This window comes from Leptospira jelokensis (assembly GCF_004769635.1).
Classification (GTDB): domain Bacteria; phylum Spirochaetota; class Leptospiria; order Leptospirales; family Leptospiraceae; genus Leptospira_A; species Leptospira_A jelokensis.
Map to the genome: position 1 here is coordinate 1 of NZ_RQGH01000024.1, position 22,863 is coordinate 22,863.

18 protein-coding genes are annotated in these 22,863 nt (G+C 38.5%); 7 read left to right on the forward strand and 11 right to left on the reverse strand.

Annotation, left to right across the window (positions count from 1 at the left end; genetic code table 11):
* Positions 1 to 281: 281 nt before the first annotated feature.
* The 7 genes from EHQ62_RS09300 to EHQ62_RS09330 form a co-directional block, all read right to left on the reverse strand.
* Positions 282 to 1,163: a class I SAM-dependent methyltransferase gene (locus tag EHQ62_RS09300; protein ID WP_135642166.1), complete on the reverse strand. Its 882-nt coding sequence runs from the start codon at positions 1,161 to 1,163 to the stop codon at positions 282 to 284.
* A gap of 162 nt (positions 1,164 to 1,325) precedes the next feature.
* Entirely contained in the window at positions 1,326 to 2,507 is a 1,182-nt protein-coding gene (gene pseC, locus EHQ62_RS09305) for a UDP-4-amino-4,6-dideoxy-N-acetyl-beta-L-altrosamine transaminase (RefSeq protein WP_135642168.1), read from the reverse strand.
* Entirely contained in the window at positions 2,504 to 4,261 is a 1,758-nt protein-coding gene (locus EHQ62_RS09310; RefSeq protein WP_244241719.1) for an ABC transporter ATP-binding protein, read from the reverse strand. The genes pseC and EHQ62_RS09310 overlap by 4 nt, the downstream gene beginning before the upstream one ends.
* Positions 4,262 to 4,265: 4 nt before the next feature.
* Positions 4,266 to 5,345 carry an NAD(P)/FAD-dependent oxidoreductase gene (locus EHQ62_RS09315; RefSeq protein ID WP_135642172.1) on the reverse strand — a complete coding sequence of 360 codons (1,080 nt, stop codon included), beginning with the start codon at positions 5,343 to 5,345 and terminating at the stop codon, positions 4,266 to 4,268.
* A gap of 3 nt (positions 5,346 to 5,348) precedes the next feature.
* Positions 5,349 to 6,356, reverse strand: a complete 1,008-nt coding sequence (locus EHQ62_RS09320; RefSeq protein WP_135642175.1) for a phosphoglycerate dehydrogenase — start codon at positions 6,354 to 6,356, stop codon at positions 5,349 to 5,351.
* Between the two features lie 110 nt (positions 6,357 to 6,466).
* Positions 6,467 to 7,423 carry a GDP-L-fucose synthase gene (gene fcl / locus EHQ62_RS09325; RefSeq protein WP_135642384.1) on the reverse strand — a complete coding sequence of 319 codons (957 nt, stop codon included), beginning with the start codon at positions 7,421 to 7,423 and terminating at the stop codon, positions 6,467 to 6,469.
* 84 nt (positions 7,424 to 7,507) lie between these two features.
* Entirely contained in the window at positions 7,508 to 7,846 is a 339-nt protein-coding gene (locus EHQ62_RS09330; protein ID WP_135642179.1) for a MarR family EPS-associated transcriptional regulator, read from the reverse strand.
* A gap of 741 nt (positions 7,847 to 8,587) precedes the next feature.
* Here EHQ62_RS09330 and EHQ62_RS09335 point away from each other — a divergent pair.
* On the forward strand, positions 8,588 to 9,706 hold the full coding sequence (locus EHQ62_RS09335) for a 1-acyl-sn-glycerol-3-phosphate acyltransferase (RefSeq protein WP_135642182.1): 1,119 nt from the start codon (positions 8,588 to 8,590) through the stop codon (positions 9,704 to 9,706).
* Entirely contained in the window at positions 9,703 to 9,894 is a 192-nt protein-coding gene (locus EHQ62_RS09340) for a hypothetical protein (protein WP_135642185.1), read from the forward strand. Before EHQ62_RS09335 ends, EHQ62_RS09340 begins: the two co-directional genes overlap by 4 nt.
* Positions 9,895 to 9,902: 8 nt before the next feature.
* Here the strand turns inward: EHQ62_RS09340 and EHQ62_RS09345 are convergent, their stop codons facing one another.
* Together EHQ62_RS09345 and EHQ62_RS09350 are read right to left on the reverse strand one after the other, a co-directional pair.
* Positions 9,903 to 10,721, reverse strand: a complete 819-nt coding sequence (locus EHQ62_RS09345) for a TrmH family RNA methyltransferase (protein ID WP_135642386.1) — start codon at positions 10,719 to 10,721, stop codon at positions 9,903 to 9,905.
* A gap of 72 nt (positions 10,722 to 10,793) precedes the next feature.
* Positions 10,794 to 12,809, reverse strand: a complete 2,016-nt coding sequence (locus EHQ62_RS09350; RefSeq protein WP_135642188.1) for an NADPH-dependent 2,4-dienoyl-CoA reductase — start codon at positions 12,807 to 12,809, stop codon at positions 10,794 to 10,796.
* A 79-nt stretch (positions 12,810 to 12,888) separates the two neighbouring features.
* Between EHQ62_RS09350 and EHQ62_RS09355 the strand changes: the two genes are divergently transcribed.
* On the forward strand, positions 12,889 to 13,305 hold the full coding sequence (locus EHQ62_RS09355) for a response regulator (RefSeq protein ID WP_135642191.1): 417 nt from the start codon (positions 12,889 to 12,891) through the stop codon (positions 13,303 to 13,305).
* Here EHQ62_RS09355 and EHQ62_RS09360 read toward each other — a convergent pair.
* Complete coding sequence (locus EHQ62_RS09360; protein WP_135642194.1) at positions 13,302 to 15,971, reverse strand: PAS domain S-box protein; 2,670 nt, start codon at positions 15,969 to 15,971, stop codon at positions 13,302 to 13,304. The two genes, EHQ62_RS09355 and EHQ62_RS09360, sit on opposite strands and share 4 nt — an antisense overlap.
* Positions 15,972 to 15,992: 21 nt before the next feature.
* Complete coding sequence (locus EHQ62_RS09365) at positions 15,993 to 16,751, reverse strand: SDR family NAD(P)-dependent oxidoreductase (RefSeq protein WP_135642196.1); 759 nt, start codon at positions 16,749 to 16,751, stop codon at positions 15,993 to 15,995.
* A gap of 136 nt (positions 16,752 to 16,887) precedes the next feature.
* On the opposite strand from EHQ62_RS09365, the gene EHQ62_RS09370 reads away from it, so the two are divergent.
* From EHQ62_RS09370 to EHQ62_RS09385, 4 genes are all read left to right on the forward strand, one after another.
* Positions 16,888 to 19,200 carry a SpoIIE family protein phosphatase gene (locus tag EHQ62_RS09370; RefSeq protein WP_135642198.1) on the forward strand — a complete coding sequence of 771 codons (2,313 nt, stop codon included), beginning with the start codon at positions 16,888 to 16,890 and terminating at the stop codon, positions 19,198 to 19,200.
* A 36-nt stretch (positions 19,201 to 19,236) separates the two neighbouring features.
* A complete protein-coding gene (locus tag EHQ62_RS09375; protein ID WP_135642200.1) occupies positions 19,237 to 20,658 on the forward strand; it encodes an Lcl C-terminal domain-containing protein in 1,422 nt (473 codons plus the stop codon).
* A 48-nt stretch (positions 20,659 to 20,706) separates the two neighbouring features.
* Complete coding sequence (locus EHQ62_RS09380; protein WP_135642389.1) at positions 20,707 to 21,378, forward strand: hypothetical protein; 672 nt, start codon at positions 20,707 to 20,709, stop codon at positions 21,376 to 21,378.
* Between the two features lie 216 nt (positions 21,379 to 21,594).
* Complete coding sequence (locus EHQ62_RS09385; RefSeq protein WP_208720656.1) at positions 21,595 to 22,785, forward strand: Kelch repeat-containing protein; 1,191 nt, start codon at positions 21,595 to 21,597, stop codon at positions 22,783 to 22,785.
* Positions 22,786 to 22,863 lie beyond the last annotated feature (78 nt).

Below are 22,863 nucleotides of genomic sequence, written 5' to 3' on the forward strand. Positions count from 1 at the left end.
CACCTTAATATTTGAATAAGCCGGAATTATTAATTTATAAATTAATTTGAATCCATTCAAGAAAGAACAGCTGTTATAAATAGTTTCTTTAATTAAATCAGATGGTTTTATTTACTTAAATTTTTTCTATGGGAGCAATACTACGATACATCAATTCGAGTTAGCGAATCAATGACTTAATCGAATCTACAATTCGAAGAAATTTTTCTTCCTCTCCATCATGAGAATTAGCAATTTCAACGATTACATATTGTAATTTATCCATACTCCCTCTTAAAAGCCTATATAATCTTTTTTTCAAATATCATTGTTAAATTTCTTCCGATACCGGTTGTTGCCATTGAACGAAGTAAACTTAAATAATTATCAAATCCAGTTTCAGATAAAAATAAATCGATCTCAACCCGAGCTTTATGTGCGTGTTTCCCGAGATTCTTGTACTTTATGTAGTTCGAAGATTCATTTAATAAAAACAAATCTATAGGGAAGTCGGAATAACAATCCTTCACCTCGAAACCATAAGAACTTGCTAAATTTTCCATTGATTTTGAAGTAAAGTAGTGAAAATGAGCGTGTGGCACATACCAGAATTCGGATTTAATATAACCTTTATCTAAGAGTAACTTTTGGTAAGCAGAATAGTTATTTGGAAAAGAAAGACATAAAAGTCCGTTTGTATCCAATAGGTCGAGAGCCAACTCAAAGAATGCTTCTGGATCGAGCAAATGTTCAATGACACTATCAGCTAGGATTAATTCAAATTTTCTTCCGTAACTTAAAAACTCTCTCATTGCTACATAGACATCATTTTTAATAAGGAACTTGGAAAGTTCTGGGTGAAACTTTATGATTCCGAAGTCAGAGAAATCTACACCAACAATATCTATGCCTTTTTTGTTTGCGACGTCTAAAAAGAAACCTTCTCCAGGACCGAGTTCCAATAGTTTGCCATTGTTATATCCGCTTTTTGTCAACGAATAGAATAACAATTCACTTTTCATTTTCTTATGCTTTATTTCCAACGGTGTGTAAGAAATTTGGTAGCATTTGGTATCAGGAGCTTGGAAATATTTCTCTGAAAAATATTTTTCCATCTCTTCGGAACTTGGAAGAGGATACACTGAATAAAAACCGTGCTTAGTTAACTTTTTTTCAAATTTCATTTCGAAAGATTTTTATTATAGCTCCGATCTTATTAATTTAAGTAAAGGTCTTATGAGGGAATGATTAACAAATCTAAATCAGGTAATCAAAGACCAGGTTAGATAAGATTGGCTTCTGAATATATTACTAAGTCACTCCATTCTAATCTTAGAAATTACAGATCAAAAGATTACCTGATGCCCAATAGGTTTCACAATTGCTTCTTTGATTCTATCCTGATCCTCGAGAGTCAACTCTGGATAAATGGGAAGGCTAATCACATGACTATAATATTTTTCTGCTTCTGGAAAATCGGAGTATCGGTAGTTGTATTTTTTCTGATAATAAGGCTGATGGTAAATCGGAATATAATGTACGTTTACCAAAATCCCGGATTGTCTGAGTCGCTCAAAAACCTCTTTTCTACCAGCCTTCATCTCTTTTGGTTTAATTTGAACTAGATATAAATGCAAAGACGACCTAGCATAATCCATCTCTAAAGGCAAAATGAGTGGAAGGCCTGCTAAAATCTTATTATAATTATTTTTTATTTTATGTCTTTTTTGAACAATTTGATCCAAACGCTTAAGTTGCGAAAGACCGAGGGCCGCCTGTATGTCATTCATCCGGTAATTGTATCCTAACTCTATTTGTTGATAATACCAAGAACCATCAGGAGCTTCTGTCATTTCCTTTGGATTTCTAGTGATACCATGACTTCTTAACCGATAGATAGAATTTGCAATTTCTAGATTATTCGTTGTACACATCCCACCTTCACCCGTTGTAATGATCTTCACAGGATGAAAACTAAAGACTGTAATATCGCTATATTGACAAGAGCCAACCTTTTGATCTAAATAATCCCCTCCGATCGCATGCGATGCATCTTCAATGATGTGGAACCCAAATGTTTTTCTAAGTTCGAAAATTGCCTTCATATCACAGCTTTGTCCCGCTAAATGAACTGGAATTATAACTTTAGGTAACTTGTTTTCTTTTTTTGCTTTTTCTAATTTTTCACTCAATCGATCAACTGACATGTTATAGGAAAGTGGATCAATATCAACAAAATCGACATCCGCTCCACAATAAATAGCACAATTCGCACTTGCCACAAAAGAAATAGGACTTGTCCAAACAATATCTCCCGAACCTACTCCTAAAGACAAACAGGCCAAGTGTAAAGCTGAAGTCGCACTATTAACTGCAATTGCATATTCACAAGACACATATTCAGAAATTGCCTTTTCAAACGCTGGTACTTGAGGTCCTTGAGTAAGGAAATCGGAATTTAAAACTTCTAAAACAGAATCAATATCAGATTGTTCAATGGAATGACGTCCATAGGGAATTTGTTTCATATATTTTTTTTCCTTAATCTCCCATCATTAATCTCATATACATGATTACAAATTTCCAAAGTTGATAATCTATGAGCAACAATGAATATAGTGATATTTCTATCCAAATCCTTAATTGAATCAATTATAGTCTTCTCAGTTTCCATATCTAAAGCACTCGTTGCTTCATCTAAAAATATGATAGATGAATCTCGATAAAGTGCTCTCGCGATTCCTACCCTTTGTCTTTGGCCACCGGAAAACTTCACACCTCGTTCACCTAGTCGCGTATCATATCCAAGAGGAAGTGAATCAATATCATCAGCGATTTTTGCTTTTTTTGCTGCCTCCTTTACTTTAAATACATCAATCATATTCTTATCGATTCCAAAGGCAATATTTTCAGCAATGCTGGAATCTGAGATATAAATATTCTGAGGTACATGCGCGATAGAATTTTGCCATTCACGAATGTTTAATTTGTTAATTTCAATGCCATCGATCAAAATAGATCCATTTGTAGGCGGTAATAAGCCCATTAACAGATCCATTAAAGTACTTTTCCCATTACCTGTTTTTCCAATAATTCCAACCCGAGCCCCTTTAGGAATAACTATGTTGATATCTTTTAAGACCCATGGCCCACTATCGTTGTATTGGAAATTTACTGCCTTAAGTTCAATTTGCTGATTGAAGGAAATCAATTTATCATTAAAACTTTCTTTTTCATTTAGAATTGGTTGTTCCAATAAATCTAATATGTTTCTCAAGTTTTCTTGCCCTGACTTAATATTTGTCCAACCTTGATACGACTGCTGTAAAAGAGGTAGTATCCTTTGACCTGCAATCGCCAAGGAACCCAAAATTGGCAATGAAGTATTTAATGACGAACTAGATCTCCCGATAGTGTAAGCAAATAATGCCAGTGCAACCATTCCAAAGGATTCCATGACATAACGCGGACTTGCACCAATGTAGTAATTTTCTGCAGAGTATAATCGAAATGCTGCATCTGAATTCCTGTAAATGGATAAAAAATATTTCTGAGAATTATTTAGAATAATATCTCTAATTCCTCCCAATCCTTCTTGGAGAGATTTTTGAACAATTGTTAGTTGACTTGCTAAAATTTTTCCATTCTTTAACAATCGAGTTCGATAGTATCTTGCTACAAATAGATAAAACAATAAAAACAAACCGAAAGTAGCAATTGTCAATTTAGGATCAACAACCAGCAAACTAATAAGTATCAATATCAAGATGATCAAAGATGATGAAATTGTAAGTATTGGAGTTATGATCTGAGTAACAACGCTACTCGCCTTAACAGTGATTCCGCTAATCACTTCCGCACTATTTCTATTGATATGCACGGAATATGGCTGATACAAAGTTCGTCGATATATTTCATAACTAATATCTGCACCTGTTCCAAAAGACAATCTAGTAGTTGCATATATTAACAATATCCTCATTGCACCAGAAAGCATCGATGCACACACAAATACAAGTGTAACAAAAAAGAAAATATCACTTGAATGATTGATTCGGAAAAATTTCCAAATAAAATCTAATTCTCGAATTTCAAAAACTTTATTTGGATTTGTAAGGACGGCTAGAAAAGGAAAGATAGCGCCAATGCTAAAAATTTCTGCAAAGGAAGCACCTAATGTTAAAAGTATAAGTAGGAAAAATTTATTCTTCCTGCTTCTGGAAATCGAATTCCATAATCTTCTATAAGGTAATGGAATTTGTTTAAACAAAATCTTGGCCAATTATCTAACCAACCATCCTAACCACCTCTTCCGCAATCGCAGGCGAAGAAGTTAGTCCAGGACTTTCAATTCCTAACAAATGAATCCAATTTGATTCTTTATGAATCAAAAAATCTTTCAATGCTTCACCGTTCTTAAATAAACGAGGCCGCAATCCAACATATCCTTCGCTTAAATCTTCTTCTTCGTAGAAGTCTAAAATTTTCTTCAATGATTCAAAATAAATACTTCTAGGAGTTTGCATTTTATAATCTTCTTTGGATTCAGCCCAATTCGAATTGGGACCAGCATATGCATCCCCACCAAGATGAAAAGTGTAATGTACCCCCAAAGCTGTCGAAGTTTTCATTGGTAAAGGGTATATTAGAGTTTCATAAGGCAGTTGTTTTTTAAGACGGTAATATTCACCTTTATTTGGGCGAATCTCATATTTGAATTGAATTGCATCAGATTGACATAGTTCATCAGAATACAACCCAGAGGAATTAATAAAAACATCAGCTTCAAGCTCTTCCCTTTCGTTTGATCGTAAATCCAAAGCGAAAACTTTGTCGTCTTCTCGAATTACCTTTCTATTCTTAAGTATTTTAACGCCGGATTCTTCTCCAAGTTGCCATAATACTTTGAGATAGATTGGAACATCTACAATTCCGGTCTTAGGAATCCATAATGCTGTGTTCCCTAAAACATGTCTCCAATGTTTCCCCGGATTCGATTTTAGTTCTAAATTTGGAATCCCTAACCGTTTTCCATTCTCAAAGAGTTTTTCAATTTCTTCTTGTTTTTCCTTTTCTTCGGTTAGTGTTTCTGATATTCCAGTTGTGATCACCTTTCCACAAATTGAAAACGGTATGTGATTTCTTTCAAAGAATGGGATTGCAAGTTCATACCCCCTAAAACACATTTTCGATTTTAATGAATTTGAATCATAGTAAATGCCTGAATGTAAAACTCCAGAATTACGTCCACTAATTCCATCGCCTGCATTTTCAGACTTTTCAATTACATACACCTCATGGCCAGTTTTTGCTAAAAGATATGCTATCCAGGATCCAATGATTCCAGAACCAACAACAACCACCATCCCCTAAACCACCCTCTCCCAACTCCCACCACCAAAAAATCCAACTACATTCTCTGCGGCTTCTCTTTCCATATCTTCTCTACAGTCATTGGAACAAGAACCCATATGTTGGGTAAGGATCACATTCTCTAACTCACATAACGGGCCATTATACGGTTCATCCAGAAAAACATCCATTGCAGCTGCTGCAATCTTTTGGTCTTTTAATATTTGGTATAAGTCATCTTCATTCACGATGCCACCTCTTGCCGTATTGATTAACACTGCTTCTGGTTTCATAGTGGACATTGCCTTCGCATCGAGTAAATTTTTCGTATTATCATTCAAAGGAATATGGATGGTAACAGCATCTGACCTTTTTAATAGTGTTTCCAGATCAACTTGAATCAACTTGGTTGGATTCCAATTTTTACCAATTGTTTGGTTCATTTCAAATATTTGATTGGAAAGTTTTTGCAACCGCTCCATCGATTGCTCTTGGTTTAGCAAATCACAGACAAGAATCTCTTTAGGCATGTACCCTAAAAGATGCGAAGCGACCCGTTTTCCGATCCTTCCAAATCCTAGAATGCCGATTGTCGACCCTCCGATCCGCGAGCCATATGGCCGTGTCCACTCACCATTCCGGATTTCCCGGTCCGCATAGGTAACCTTCCGCATTGCATCAATGATAAGGCTCACTGCGAGTTCTGAGACAGCAGGGGAAACGGCATCAGGGGTATAGGCTACCGAGATTCCCCTTTCTTTACAAAGGTCTAGTGGAACGCTGTCAAGCCCTACACCAACCCGAGAGATGAGTTTCAAATGGGTTGTCTCTTTGACGAGTGGAGTAAGATCTTCTGTTCCCGCAATGAGGGCATCAAAATCTTTGGCTGCTTCCATCACTTCCAGAGGTTTCATCTTCCTTCCCATTGGGTTGATTGTCACCTTATACCCGTTTGATGCCAAGAGCTCGAGAGCTTTCGGACTCGTACGACAAAAGGGAAATGTAGAAACAAAAACGGATTTCATGGATGTCTGGTTCCAATTCAAAAAAGAATTCTTAATAAATGCTCTGCATTAGGAGCCTTTTGAGTCATAGGTAAGGTATGACTCAAATTCCCAATGATTCTTGATCGATTCTACGGTGTATGAACACCCTTTTGTAAAAAATCTTCATATGCCAACCGAACCCCTTCTTTGAGTTCCACTTGGTGTTTCCATCCCATTTGATGGAGTTTGGATACATCCAGTAGCTTCCGGGGAGTTCCATCTGGTTTTGTAGGGTCCAAAACTAAATTTCCTTGGTAACCAACAACTTCTTTTACAGTTTCTGCAAGTTCTTTGATGCTGACTTCAATGCCGGAACCAACATTTACATGTTCGCCCCCTTTCGGGTCGCCAGAGACATCATAGTGTTGCATGAGAAATACACAGGCTCTTGCCATGTCTTCTGAATATAAAAACTCACGTAAAGGTTTACCAGTACCCCAAATCACTACTTCAGGAAGATTCTGTTTTTTTGCCTCATGGAACCTTCGAATGAGAGCTGGTAATACATGGGAATTCTCAGGGTGGTAATTGTCCCCAGGTCCGTAAAGATTGGTTGGCATGACTGAAATATAATTTGTACCATATTGTCTATTGTAAGATTGGCACATCACAATCCCTGCGATTTTTGCCACCGCATACGGTTCATTAGTTGGTTCCAATTTTCCATCTAATAATTGTCCTTCATCCATAGGTTGTTTGGCAAACTTGGGGTAAATGCAAGAAGAACCTAAAAAACAAAGTTTTTTGATCCCGTAACGGTAAGAAGCATCAATGATATTATTTTGGATTTGTAAGTTGGAAAAAATAAATTCAGCAGGATAGGTATTGTTGGCATGGATCCCACCTACTTTGGCAGCAGCAAGGAATACATACTCCGGTTTTTCTCTTTCAAAAAATTCCAATACTTGGGATTGGTTTTGTAAGTCCATTTCAGCATGCGATTTGCCGATCACATTGGTGAATCCGGATTGATTTAGTATCTTCACAATCGCTGATCCAACTAGACCTTTGTGACCAGCAACATAGATTTTGGATTTTTTTTGCATCATGATTGATTATCTATAAATAGGTAGAAAAAATATTTTAGAAAGATATTCGATTCTAAGAATAAAGTTCAAATCAAGATGATCTTAGCTTAAAGTTTCCAAACTCTCACCTAACTTCTCTACTTCGGCTCTCAAAGCTTCATATTCCTTTTTTTTCTTTTCATAAAAATGGAGGGTCATACGTGCTTTTTCTTCAATGCCTTGTGGGGTGAGTAAATAGGTATAAGAAAGTTTATTTTTATTATTACGAAAATTATTCATTTTGATTAGGCCTTTGTCGAGGAAGGCTTTTAAAATATAGTTCACCTTCCCTAAACTCAAACCCAATACATCCGATGCATCTCGTTGGGAAAGGTTTGGGTTTTCCTCAAGCAACTGGAGTAACTTGAGGTGATGGTCACTGTATTCGTAAGAATCTTTCATAATGAAACATTGCAGATGGGATGCAAACTGTTTGGATTTTGAATTGGCCTTCTCGGCCAAGGACCCTAGGCATAGCTTCGCCCCCTGAGTCCCATATTCTGTCAAAATGTGTTCAGTCGTTGAACAAAGTAAAGAAATTTTTTGTTCATTTTATGAACAAAAATGGATTGGTGGCAAAATAAAGGGATTCTGGTAAGCGAAATTTCACCGCCCAAGACGAAAATTCCCGAGTAGACCGCAAGATAGGAAAAAGAAAAAATCGATTGTCCTTTTTGTGAATTCCGAGTCCATCTAGGTACGAAAGGAAGAGATGTTCTTTTCTGCGAATCAATTTCCCTCCCTCCCCAAAAAAAATGGGAAGGAATTTCCTTGGTTTTCATAGGTGACCAACATCCGATATTCGAGTCAGACTTAGTATGCGTGTATCTCACAAAATGCAAGTTAGATGGCACATATTCCAAATGCGATAGACCAACTCTCTGATAGAAGCTTATTGTATTCCAAGCATTATGATCTGCTTCAAAACAAGATGCGGTGGCCCAACTTAGCAACCTCGCACCAAAGACAGGAAACAGAGGAGAAAAAGGAATGGTCCCCTCCCATTGCTTTCTAAAATCTCGTCATCGCAACCTTTTTAGAACACTCGTCGTTCGGATTTCTTTTTTGGAAACTGCCAATGCATAAGAATGTCTTTCCAGATTCCAATTGACTGTTTCTTCTTTTTTTTAGATACCTACCTCAATGAAACCAAAAAAGCATACCGTTCCCTATGACTTTCTCATCAAACTAGTCAGTTTTGCTAGGGGACTTGTTTTCCATTCCATCGAAGAAAATTTTCCAGAAAAAGAAGAATTAGAAGCACCTTATCCTTCTGCCCTCCTCTGCAATCATGTATCGGAAGCCGATGTCGTATCCCTTGCAATGGTTTACCCAAGACTCAATCCAAAAATCAAAATGATCATTCCAGCAAGGGAAGATATTTTGAAACGAGGGTTTTTGCAAAAAGAATTCCGTGCAAAAGGAATTCTCAAATGGATTTTCAAACTCATTGATGCCAGTAATATCATTCCCGTTTTATTACGTTATATAGGTGCCGTTCCCATTAAACGTCCGTTTCGTGACAATGCAAGAGAGCTACTAAAAAAAGGAGAACTCCGAGATAAGGTTGATAGCGAATGGACTGACTTAGTCGCCCATATCAGAAAGGGAAGGAATTTATTTATGTTTCCGGAAGGAACCTACAACCATGATGGTTTTTTAAATCAGGTAAAACGTGGTGCCTATTACATCAAATCGAAAATTGATAAATTACATTTTAATAGTTTTACCTTAACTTATGACCATCTCTCGTATCAAAAAACGAAACTTTATATTAAATATGGTAGGCCTTTTGAAATTCCAAGTGAGATGCCAGCTGACAAAGTGGTAAAACTAGTTGCGGACACACTAGGGAAACACTACACGGTCACCCTTGGAAATTTAACTTCCTATGTACTATTAAAATTAGAAAGGGAAACCCAAATTAGAAAACAACAATTGATGCAAATGTTGTTTCAGGTGAAATCCCAATTGGAAAAACACTTCCCGGAAATTACAATCGCCTCTGAATTACGAAAAGAAACGATCCAAACACAATTGGAACTGATTTTCCAAAAATTAAAAAAAGTAAATTTGATTGATTGGGAAGGTGAATTCATTAAAACAAAAGAAGTTTTGTATCACATTCCAAAATCGCTTCACAATTTAAAAAAATCGAATATTGTGTTGTATCACAAAAACCAACTGACTGCCCACCTATCCACATTGGATGGGATTTGGAATGAATTGTCAGTTCAAAAAGGAGTGAATGCCAAAATATGAAACTGAAACCCATTCGTCTGATTCTATTTTCAACTTTATTTTTATTGGGTTGTGGGACCATATCACGCGGATGTGCCAAATACTTTGGTTATGACGAAGTTTGTGTGGATGGAGTCAAATACATCCAATTCACATCTGGTGCAAGTGTAAAATACAATCCAGATGGAAGTATCGCCACCTGCCGCTGAAATTGGAATTACTGCTTTCTCAATTTTGTTAGTTCCCAAAGAAAAACAGACGCAGCACTTGCCACGTTAAGGGAGTTCACTACTCCCTTCATTGGAATTCGCACAATCAAATCACAAAGGGATTGTAAATTGACACTCATCCCTTTCCTTTCATTTCCCAATATAAGAAGTATTGGACATTGTATGTTTGTTTCTTGTAATTCTACCCTACCACTCGAATCAGACCCAATCACTGTTAACCCATTTCTTTGTTTCTCAGTATCAATAAAAGAAACCAAAGAAACAATTTCATTCACAAATACAAGTTTGGTGTGAAAGAGTGCCCCTAAACTGGAACGGATCACTTTTGGGTCATATACATCGATGGAGTGACCAATTAGAAAAATAAAATCCACATGGAAGGCATCGGCGGATCGTAAAATTGATCCAAAATTTCCTAAATCACTCGGGCGATCGAATAGTAAATACAAGGAATTTTTTTTAGTTTGTATTTTCGTTTCAAAATCACTTAGATCATAAACATTTTGTTTTTTAATGTTTGCTGTGATTAGAAGTTCAGAAGGGTTTTCTTTTTCGGAAAGTTCCAAAAACAAATCCTCTTTCACTTCAAATTGTTTTGCATGAGGGAAAGATTCTAACACAGCCTTTGCCCAAGAAGATAGAGATAGGTAATCTCTGTACAATATGCGAGTGACCTCCCACCTTGCAGCGATTAACTGCTTGATGGCTTCGGTTCCCTCAACAAAAACTTCTTTTTCCTTACTTCGTTTGGTACGGTTGGTCCGGAGTGCAGATATGATTTGGAATTCTGCATTCCGAACAGTCATCTTCAGTGGTTTCAAACCATTACCTATCTCGAAATTCCCCAATGGTGAACCTGAAACAAAACATCTGATTTTTCAAATGGTTGTGGCAAGCCTTGTCCCTTGGTCAATGGCCCGTTTGGCATCAAGTTCTGAAGCAAGGTCTGCCCCACCAATGAGATGGACTGGCAGCTTTGCATTTTGTAGCGGTGTGAGGAGGGAACGGTTCGGGTCTTGTCCTGCACAAACTACCACAGTGTCACAAAGGATTTTTTTTGTTTCCCCTTTCACTTCAATCACAACTCCATCTGGTTCAATGGCTTTGTAAGTCACACCCGAGATTTGGTTTACCTTTCGGTCTTCAAGGGAAGTTTTGTGGATCCAACCGGTTGTTTTTCCAAGGGTCGCTCCAAATTTGCTATTGGAACGTTTTAACATAGTCACTTCTCTCACACCAACGGGAGTTTCTTTGTTCCCAAGACCTCCATCCTTTCCGATGGCTGTTTGGATCCCCCATTCCTTTAGGTAATTTTCTGTTGTGAAGGCATGGCCCGGGTCTGTGAGAAGGATACTCACATCAAAACCAATCCCTCCTGCTCCCATAACGACTGCACGTTTTCCGACTGGTTTTCCTTTGAGAACTACGTCCACATAACTGAGAACATTCGGACCATCAATCCCTGGAAGTTCTGGCTTCCGAGGGATGACACCTGTAGCAAGCACCACTTCTTCAAATCCTTCTTTGATTAATTCTTCACTGGAGACAAAATGATTCAGTTTCACTTCCACATTGTATTTTTTTAACATCGTATCAAAATAACGGATGGTTTCTTTAAATTCTTCCTTTCCAGGGATCCGTCTTGCGATATTCAATTGACCACCTAACTCAGATTGCGCGTCAAAAAGTGTTACCTGATGCCCACGTTCCGCAAGTGTTTTCGCACAAGACATTCCACCAGGTCCAGCACCAACCACTGCAACCTTTTTCACTGTTTCTGTTTTTTGAATGATGAGTTCTGTTTCATGGCAAGCCCTTGGGTTTACCAAACAACTTGCCGTTTTTCCTTGGAAAATATGGTCAAGGCAAGCTTGGTTGCAAGCGATGCATGTATTGATTTCTTCTGGTTTCCCCTGTTTTGCCTTTTCAACAAAAAAAGAATCTGCAAGGAAAGGCCGTGCCATGGAAACAAGGTCGGCATCCCCTCGCGAAAGAACTGATTCTGCAATTTCAGGTGTGTTGATTCGATTGGAAGTTACCAGTGGAATGGAAACATGTCCTTTTACTTTCGCTGTGACCCAAGTGAAAGCGGCACGCGGAACCATCATGGCAATTGTTGGAATCCTAGCTTCATGCCAACCAATACCAGTATTGATGATGGTAGCTCCCGCTTTTTCTATTTCCTTGGCTAAGTGGAGGACTTCTTCGATATTCCCACCTTCTTCCACTAAGTCTAACATTGACAGACGGTAAATGATGATGAAGTCTGTTCCAACACGTTTTCTTACGGCTTTAATGATTTCAATCGGGAACTTAATTCGATTTTCGAAACTCCCTCCCCACTCATCAGTTCTATTATTGGTGCGTTTGGCAATGAATTGGTTGATGAGATACCCTTCACTTCCCATAATTTCCACGCCATCATAACCAGCTAACTTTGCTAATTCGGAACATCTTGCAAAATCATCGATGGTTTTCCAAATCTCTTCTTCCGTTAATGGATGTGGTTTGAACATATTGATGGGAGCACGAAGGTTAGAGGCACCAACTATTTTATCGTGGTATCCATACCTTCCTGTGTGCAGGATTTGCATGGCAATTTTTCCACCTTCTTTATGGACGGCATCGGTCACCACTCGGTGGTGATGGGCTTCTTCTTCTGTGTCCATCACACTCCCTCCCTTTGCCACACGCCCAGCTTCATTCGGTGCAATGCCACCTGTGACGATGAGTGCAACTCCTCCTTTTGCCCTTTCTCCATAAAAGGCTGCCATTCGTTCATAACCACCCGGCGCCTCTTCTAAGCCCGTGTGCATGGAACCCATAATGGTTCGATTCTTAAGTGTAGTGAATCCAAGTGATAATGGAGAAAGTAAATTAGGATATGCTGTCATAAAGACCCAAGTGTAGAAATTCTAAGAATTTGGCAAGATTTACTTGCCATTTAAAAGAGAACGGATATAACTTTCTTCTGTGGCTGTTCTTACCTCACAAAAAAAAGGGAAAAAGGCAATCCTTTTTGTAGATGATGAATCCATCATTTTACTCAGCATGAAATCCCAAGTGAAACACCACTTTGGAGAACAATTTAAGTACCTCACGGCAGAAAATGCCAAAGAAGCTTGGGACCTCATTGTAGAATTTGAGGAGGAAGGGAATTCCGTCGCCATCATCATTTCCGATTGGTCAATGCCAGGGATGAATGGGGATGAGTTTTTACGAAAGGTTCACAAACAATTTCCGTCTATTGAAAAAGTAATCATCACAGGATTTGCAGAAGAAACCTTGGTGGATGCTTTGCAAAAAGAAATTGGACTCATCACTTGTTTAAAAAAACCTTGGGACGAAAAAGAACTGATCGCTGCCATCTCTCAGGCTATCGAATCTTAGTTCCCTTTGGGTAGGTAAATCGAAAAAATCGTTTCTCCCGGTTTTGATGCAAGTTCGATCCTTCCACCATGGCGTTTCACAATTTTATTTACGATGTCAAGACCAAGCCCACTGCCTTCCCCTGGCGGTTTGGTCGTAAAAAATGGAGTAAAGATTTTTTCTTGTATGTCTGGACTAATGCCTGGCCCTGAGTCTTGTAAAGACACCATCACTTCTTCACCACAATCTTTGATCGTGATCACTAAATTCCCATTAAATGACATCGCTTGTAAGGAATTATAAATCAAATTGGTCCAAACATGTAAGAGGTCGTCCGGATAACAATGGATTGCTGGATCATCTTCATAATTTTTGGTTACGGTGATCCCCCTCTTCAATTGGTTTTGGTAAATCGTAAGTACGGTTTCAATGGTTTCCCGAACAGATGCCTTTATTTTTTTCCCTGTAGAATCAAAATGAGAAAAGTTCTTTAGAGCATACATGATTTTCGATACACGATCCACAGCCAATTGGATGGAACGAGTGTTCCTTCGGAATTGGATTTCCAAAGCCAAATAGTCGAAAAACACACGAAGGTAATGGGAATGAAACAGTGGAATGTATTTTTCTTCCAATTCCCCGATCCCTAATTCTACCCAGGCTTCCGCAAATTCATCCGCATCGTCGGCCTTAAAACCTTTTTGCATTAAAATTTCTTTGTTCTTTTTTTTGCGTAAACGTTCTTCTTTGCCTGTATAAAATTCGATGGGTTGGTCTAGGTTTGATAGAATCGTTTTGAGAATCACTTGTTCTTCTCTTGGCACACTTAGGATGGCTTCACGAAACAATTGTGAGGCGATTCCATAACGTTTTTGCCAATCCAACATATTTTGGTTGGAAGCCTTAACTGCACCAATGGGGTTATTGATTTCGTGTGCAATGCCTGCAATCAGTTGGCCGAGGGCCGCTAATTTTTCTGATTGTACCAATTGCTCTTGGGTTCGTTTTAAATTTTCGAAGGCCATCTCGAGTTCAATTTTTTGTTTTTCGATGAGTTTGTTTTTTTCACGAATTTCGTTATTGATTTGCCTAAGTTCTTCTACCTCTTTGATAGGACTCAAATCGAAAATACTATAAGCAATCGAATCTGATTGGTTGTACTTAAACCGTTTGATGGAAACAAGAGCGGGAAACACTTCTCCTGATTTTCGTTTGCAAACAATTTCAATGGAATCACTGGAATTGGTTTCAATTTTTTCACGAATTTTTTGCAAAGAATCCATCGTAAGTAAGGAACGAATCCTTAAATTTTTTGTATCTTCAGGAGTATAACCGAATAAAGTTTGGAAGGCAAAATTTGAATCTTTTGCGCGAAGTGAGTTTTCATCAAATATCAGAAATGCTTCGGTTGAAAATTGGTAAAATGCTCTGAACCTTTCATCGGAAGTTCGTAATGCTTCCTCAGCTAACTTGGCCTCGGTGACATCCAATATGGTTCCCATCAAACGAAACGGATTCCCTTCCACATCACGTAACAAATTTCCTCTAGACTCTACCCAATGAACTTTCCCATCTGCGTGGAAAATACGATGTTGGATGTTAAATCCAGAACGACTTGGATCATCTTTTAAACTTTGGATTTCTTGGGAAACTTTTTGAATGTCTTCTTCTGGGTGGAGTTTTATGTACTTGTCGATAGAGATTTCTGTCTCATCGGATGCAAATCCATAAATTGCAAATGTTTGCGGAGACCAATAGATCTCTCGTTTGTCGATATCCCAACTCCATATCCCCATTTTCACTGCGTCAAGAGACATGAGTAACCTTGACTCAGATTCTTTTAGTGCTAAATTTGCCTCAATTTGTTCCGTACGATTGATCATCGCACCAAACATTCGATAGGCTACGCCTTCTTTATCATATAAAAAGATTCCATTGTCTTCTATGAAAACATAGTTACCCGATTTCGTTTTGTAACGGTATTCACAAGAAAACTTAGTTTTTTTCTCCATTGCTTCATCAAACAACTGCAAGGTCTTATCTTTGTCCTCTGGATGGATGAGAAGCGACCATGCTTCATAACCAATGGCAACGTATTCTTCAGTGGTGTAACCTGTGATTTCTTGGATGGCACCAGCCCATTGGTTTTGGCCAGTACTGATATCGAGATCATATACCATACTGAGTGAAAGTTCAGTGATGGTTCTGTATTTTGACTCACTATCTTCCAATTCTTTTTGTTTGAGAACATTTTCTGTGATGTCTGTGATTAAAAAAACGAGAGAACGTAACTCCCCCTTCTCATCGAAAACGGGAGATCCATTGATGGAGAGGTATTTTTTGGTTCCATGTGCGTCTTCAATCGCATGCCGAATGTCGGCCACAGGTTTTTTTGTTTTTAATACGATATTGAATGGTTGGTCTTCATCCCGCCAAGGGCCTCCATCAAGGGAAGTGTTTTTCCATTGGGGTGCATCATAGGTTCGAGAGAGAATGTCCGTTAATTTGATTCCAAGGACATTTTCTGAAGCTGGATTTGCATACAGAATTTGTCCTTGTGGGTTTAACAAAACAATCGCAGTGGAACTTACCTCCATGATCGTTTTCAAAAGATCAGCTTCGACAATGGACTGATTCATAGTCGAAGTTGGTAAATCTGGTAAAGATTCTCCAGAAGAGGCCTGCATAGTGTCCACTATGCAGTAGACTTAAGTTTTATGCGATTTCAATTTTAGTGCTTCTAATTTTTGGTAAATTTTTAACGGGAAAAATAAAAACCTGTCCAAAAATTGAATGAAACGGAAGAGAAATGAGGGAAAAACTTCCTTCTTGTCTCCTAAAATTCCTTTTACAATTTGTTTTGCCACTGTCTCAGGCGTTTGGCTTGGAAATGGTACAGGAACTTCTTTCCCCGCTGAGTCAAAAAATTTTGTCCGAGTCGCGATGGGATACACGATCATGGTTCGGTTACCAGGTTTCAATTCACATTGGTAGGCATCAAGGAAGGACCTGACAGCCGCCTTTGTTGCCGAATACAAGGCATATCCTGGAAGTGGTAAGTGGCTCATGGCAGAGGCAGTGACAATGAACAAACAAGGCTCTTTCCTTTTTAAATTCAATGTGACTAAGGTATAAAATGGAGAATACACGTTGGTACGAAAGATTCTGTCGATCCTTTCCCAATTGGCTTCGGGGATCACTTCGTAATAGGCAAAACCTGCATTGGCATAAAAGATATCAATCCCACCCAATTTTTTATCGGCATCCTTAAGAAGTTTGTCTAAAGATTCTGGTTTTGATACGTCACATTTATAAGGAATGACATTCGGATGAGAGATTACATTTTTTTCATTTAAGTCACATGCTAAAATCTTAACGTTTTCGAAATTTAACAGCTGCAATACGGTCTCTTTTCCAATCCCAGAGGCAGCTCCAGTCACTACAATTCTTTTGTTTTTTAAATCCATTAGCGAAAACTAACGACTGTGATTTCGTTTGAAAGTTTTTTTTAATATGATATCTAACTTTTTTCAAACCAAGGCCTGAAAATCTCTTTACTCATCCATTCCCTTACTTTAGAATTTGGATTCCCTGGGGACGAGAATGAGTCAAATCTTTGATCAAATTTTCAAATTTTTACACAGAACCATTTCATATAGTTTTGCGATTGTTTTCTTTTCACTACAAGGGGCATTTTTTGGTGCTTTTTACGCATACTTTTTTGGTTCCGCCCTCATTCCCAATTTCACAATCGATAATCACCCGGAAGTGGTGAACGTTTTTGTTTTTGCTACGTTATTGGCAGCTGTTGGGCATAGCATTGAGTTTGGGATCTTAACTCCTCTGGGTTACGGTGGATTTCGTTCTGACGTAAGAAAGCTAAATCTTTTTCTTAAACGAAACGAAACCATTCGTCACAAAGACATCTTAGAACTCGAAAACAATTTAAACACACTCATCCACCTTCCCAAAGAAAACATGTATGCTGCAATTCGGTATGCCCTTATGATTTTCCTCTCCGTTTCCCTTACTTATATTGTGTTTTCATATCCTTTGTATGAGTTATTATTGATTTTTATTGGATGGTTGTCTGCCGTTTTTGTTTACGGAGGTTTTTCTTATATCATTTCCGATTATGCCACCGGTAGCAAACGAGTGGAAATCAAAAAGATTTTAGCTTACAGGGACGTCACCGTCCACAAAAACTTTGGGATTTTGAGTTTAAAAGGAAAGTTTATCTTTTTACTCATCCTCATTCTCCTTTCCCTTAGTGTCTTATCTGTTTTTATTTCCTTTGGCAATGCAAGTTTACTTAAAATTACAGCCTTTATCACGATGACGTTTATTGAAGCGGTCATTTTGATTTATATGTTTTTCCAATCCATTAACCGTACCTTAGAACAAATTAACGAATCGGCAAATAGTTTGGCTTCTGGTGGGAGTGGTGCGCTTCCCATATTATCCATCGATAAGGAATTCATTCTCTTTGCCAAAAACTTTGAAAAAGCTACGAGGGAAGTAGGAAAAATTAGAGAGAATTTACAGGAACTCGTAGAAGCAAAAACCTCAGAGCTCAGAAACAGTTTGGAAACAGTGGAAACGTTAAAAAAACAGCAAGATGGTGATTATTTTTTAACATCCCTTCTCATCAAACCATTAAGTTTGAATAAAACCATTGGTTCCCATGTGAAAACAGACTTTTTAATCAAACAGAAAAAAACCTTTTTATTCCATGGAAGGGAAAATGAAATAGGTGGTGATATTTGCATCACTCGCACCATCACCTTACGAGGGAAAGATTATACTTTTTTTCTAAATGCAGATGCAATGGGAAAATCCTTACAAGGTGCGGGTGGGGTATTAGTCCTCGGTGCGGCAGTCCAATCCATTTTAGAAAGGTCCAATGCCGTCGAGGCAGTAAAACTTTTGTATGCGGAACGTTGGATTAAAAATGCTTACCAAGAACTCCATCATATCTTTGAAAGTTTCGATTGTTCCATGTTAGTTTCCATGGTAATGGGTCTGATTGATGATGAAACTGGCTTAATGTATTATTTAAATGCAGAACACCCTTGGTCAGTTTTGTATCGAAAAGGTACTGCCGAATTTATCAAAAACAATTCAGAACTTAGAAAATTGGGGACTCCCTTTTCTGAAAAATCACTCGAAATATCCACCTTACAACTATTACCTGGAGATATCCTAATCCTTGGTTCAGACGGAAGGGATGATATCGAATTTGTCACAGAGACAACTGCTCGTAAAATCAATCACGATGAAGAATTATTTTTACGCCATGTCGAACGAGGGAATGGAGATCTAAAAAACATTTACCAATCCATTTTGACCATGGGAGAACTAACAGATGATTTAAGTCTTATGAGGATTGGTTTTAAAGAAAATAGCCACCAACCTCCTCGGGCCATTCGGAAAGAATCCTATGAACTGATGCGAAAGGCAAAAAATCAAATTAAAGCCGAATCCCTTGAAGAGGCAAAAACAAGTTTACTGGAAGCAAATCGCATCAATCCCGAAAACAGAGAAATCAAAAGAGCCCTCATTCGTTTACTTGTACGTATGAAAGACTACCAATTGGCTGCCGAAAAACTAAACACTTATATTGAGGAATTTCCGGGAGATACGGATTTAATTTATTTAGCATCGTTCACTTACAAACAAACAAAAGAATACGGAAAGGCAATTGATATGGGAGAAAGGATCCGACTTCGTAACCCAGGCCACCTTTCCAATTTGATTCAACTTGTACAATTGTATCTGATAATAGGCAATTTGCCTAAAGCAGAGAAGACCTTACATCTAACATCGCTTATTCCTACTGATACAAAACGCATTGATAGCTTAAAATCACAAATTGCATCTTTTAAGGAGAAAATAGTTGCCGAAATTCCATCGTAGCAAGTTCTATTCATAATACCATTTAGCATCGATTTTATGGCACAGACAAAAAATTGTATCGTATTGATTTTTCTCTTTGCCACACAATTGATGGATTGCCAAAGGTCTAAATTGGATAATCTTTGTGATCCCAAAACAGAGTCTTATTTAGAAAGTTTACTCATCCGTTATATCAATTTTGACGAAACCCCACATTGTGGATTGGTTTTGGAAGTGATTCCTCCCAGTTTTTTAAATTGCCCTGCCCCGATTCCAAAACCCAATTCTATGTTTTTTGTGGAGTCGTTTGAAACCGATGGCAATCGATTGACGTTTTCCAGTGACCCTCCTCTTCCTCCTGGAATTTCCTTTTCGTTTTTTTTTAATTCCCTCCAAGGCAGTTATTCTGGTTGGTTTGCCAATCGAGTATCTTATACCATTACTGCCAGTAATCCCAAAGGAAGTGCCAGTTGCACTTACACGCCTCTATGGATGGGAAAACTTCCGTTCAAAACGAACCAAACCACTTGTTACGATGGTGCATATAATCCAGCCATTTGTTCGAGTGTTTCGGGTCAGGACGGAAACTTCCAAAAAGGAACCACTCCAAGTTTTATTGGTCCTAGTTTGGTGGCTGGTGTGGAAATCACAACGGAAGAAAATTCTGGACTGGTTTGGACGAGTTGCCAAAGGGGAATCACTGGGATTGGATGCACAACCTCGGGTACAACCAGCTTTACATATACACAAGCACAAACGGATTGTGCGAGTCTCAATGTTGGGTCAGGATTTGCCAATCGCACCGATTGGCGTGTTCCCGAAATGTATGAGTATATGAGTACATTCGACTATACTACAATCAATCCATCAATTAATCAAACCTACTTTCCGGCAACAGACAGCTGGAATTTCAAAACAAACACGGATTATGATCCAGGAGTGGGAGCCTATTATCCTACTTTTATTGAATCAGGTATTGGAGGTGGTGGATATGGGGACCTCCACCGATTGCGTTGTGTTGCAAATGGAACCCCCATCAAAAACAAACGCCTAATCAATAATAATGATGGAACCATCTTGGATTTAGACACTTCCCTTGTTTGGCAAAGGTGCCATGCAGGCCAAACCAACTTCGCAACGTGCACGGGTGGGACTGATCTCATCTCTGATTGGCAAACGGCAATCAATTATTGCCAAAACTTAAATTTGGCTGGTAAGGTTTGGAGGCTACCAAACGCTAATGAACTCAGGAGTCTGATCGATTTTTACAAAACGTACGGAAGGCCCGGTTATGATCCGGTTTTCTTTCCCAATACGGCAGAAATTGCATCGCCAGCTGTCGTGAATTATTGGACTTCAACTTCAGGAACTCAGTTCGGTTCGAATGCCTTTGTTGTCAATTTCCAATATTCAGGTGGTGGACCTGATACAAAATCAAATTCATCAGACAATTATACCCGCTGTGTTTCCGATTTTTAACGTTTGTCAGATGGAAACAAAAACATACCATTGAATCCTTTGAAAGCCATGTTCAAAATTTTTTATCTCACTTGTTTCCTTTTCCTAGCCGGTTGCACCACAATCGGTTTCCACCAAACTTCTCTTCGCAATTCGATGTCGTTTGGAGAGGAAGTTAACATTCGCGTTTGTGTCATCCGTGAACCTGGTATCGAACCAGAAGAAATCCAATCTTTATTCACAGCATGGAATGAGGAACTTTCCCTTTACCATCTCAAAGCTGAACCCATTCCCTTGGCTATCATGGAACGTCCCGGATTTTATGGCTCGGATATCATCGAGTATTTGGTTAACAAAAAGATGCCCGAATTTTGTGATCGTATGTTGTATTTGAAAGGCAGGACTTGGGGTGATATCGCCTACGAAGTGTTTACCTTAGGACTCTTTGTAGGAGTGGGAGTGAAGTTAGAAATCCAAGGTGCTGTCGAAACACGCACCAATACAAAAGGTTATATCAAAGCGAAATACATTTCCACCATCCAACTCTTATTCACAAGTCCAAAATCCACTCTTGTCCATGAAGGTTACCATCTCCTTGGGTGTGGGCACCAACTCCTTATGAAAGAGTGTTATGAAAGGATACGAGATGTGAAACTTTTACTCACCGATCCGAAGAGAGACCCTAATTTTTTTCCAAACATCAATGCGGAAGGAATCAAAATCGTAACACGTCCGATTTAATCCATCCAGAAGGATTCGATTGTAATGTATCAAGGAATTCACTACGGACGTTTCCGCAAATGAATTCTTAGGGATATTTCTAATCTTGATTGCGGTTGGAGTGCCTTCGCAAATAACATCCATTGTATCAGTTTTATGTTTCGTTCTATTCTTTTTTTCTCTTCCTTCTGTTTGTTATTTTCCTGTTCGAATGGAAATTTATCGAATGTATGCGATGTGAATTCCAATTCCTATTTAGAGGAATTACTCTTTCGCATCACAACCAAAGACAAAAGTTTTCATTGTGGTTACCAGATCCAAGAACCACGTGAACCCATTTGTTCCTTATCATATGAACAAGCCCACTTACCAGAAAATTGGGATTTAGTCAAAAAGGAAGTGGAGTTACAAGCATCTCTTGGTGTGAGTGGGCCTGAAGCTCTGGTCCAATATTCCCTTGTTTCAGTCCAATCCGCCATCGGTGTGGCCTATCCTGCATTCCAAAGTGCCCTCAGTGCCCCAAATGGAAAACTTTATTTACTCCCGTATAACTCACCTTATATCGTTTCAATTGATCCTAACAATCGTTCGTTTGCTCTTTCTACCTCTGTAGCTGGTGTAGTTGATTTTATGGGTGGGGCACTTGGACCAAATGGAACAATTTACCTTGCTCCCCACCAAAACAATGACTTTTTTTCCTTCGATACTTCAAAGGAAACAATGTCGACCATTGGCAATATCACAATGGGTGGAGCCGCATACAATGGTGGAGTGTTTGCTCCGAATGGGAAGGTATACTTCACACCAGGCAATGAATCCACCATTCGTTATTATGACACAAAAACCAAAACCTTTGGTTCAGTAGCAACATCCCTCTCTGGAGGAATTTTTTCCAATGGAGTTCTCACACCTGAAGGAAAAATCTATTACATCCCCCATGATGCCACGAACATTTATATCTTAGACACTAACACAGATTCAGTTACGATGCATTCGTATTCCTTTGGTGGGAGTGGGAATTTTTTTTCAGGGATTTATGCCCCGAATGGAAAGATCTATATCATCCCATTTAACGCAAGTAACGTGTTCGCAGTGGATACAAAAAACAATGATACGGTAACAAACCTCGGAAACTTACCATCACCCGTCAGTGGGATGTTCAACGGAGTTGTACTTTCTCCTAATGGAAAAATTTATCCAATTCCTTATAATTATTCCAATTTCATTTCCATTGATCCAAGAACAGATTCCTATTCTGTTCTGATGGCAAACCCATCCACCACATCCTACAGAGGTGGAGCCATTGGATTAGGTGGCGAAATTTACCTTTCCCCGCATAATGCCGATCGATTTGACCTTTTGGATACAAAAGCAAATGGAAGTTTTTGTGATTCCATCCGGCTTTCTCCTTACTGGAACAAATTTTAATCAGAAAACTAGAATCCAAACGGATTCTTTCGTCGAATTGATTCAAGTTTTTCACCATACGTGTTTGGTATGGTTGAT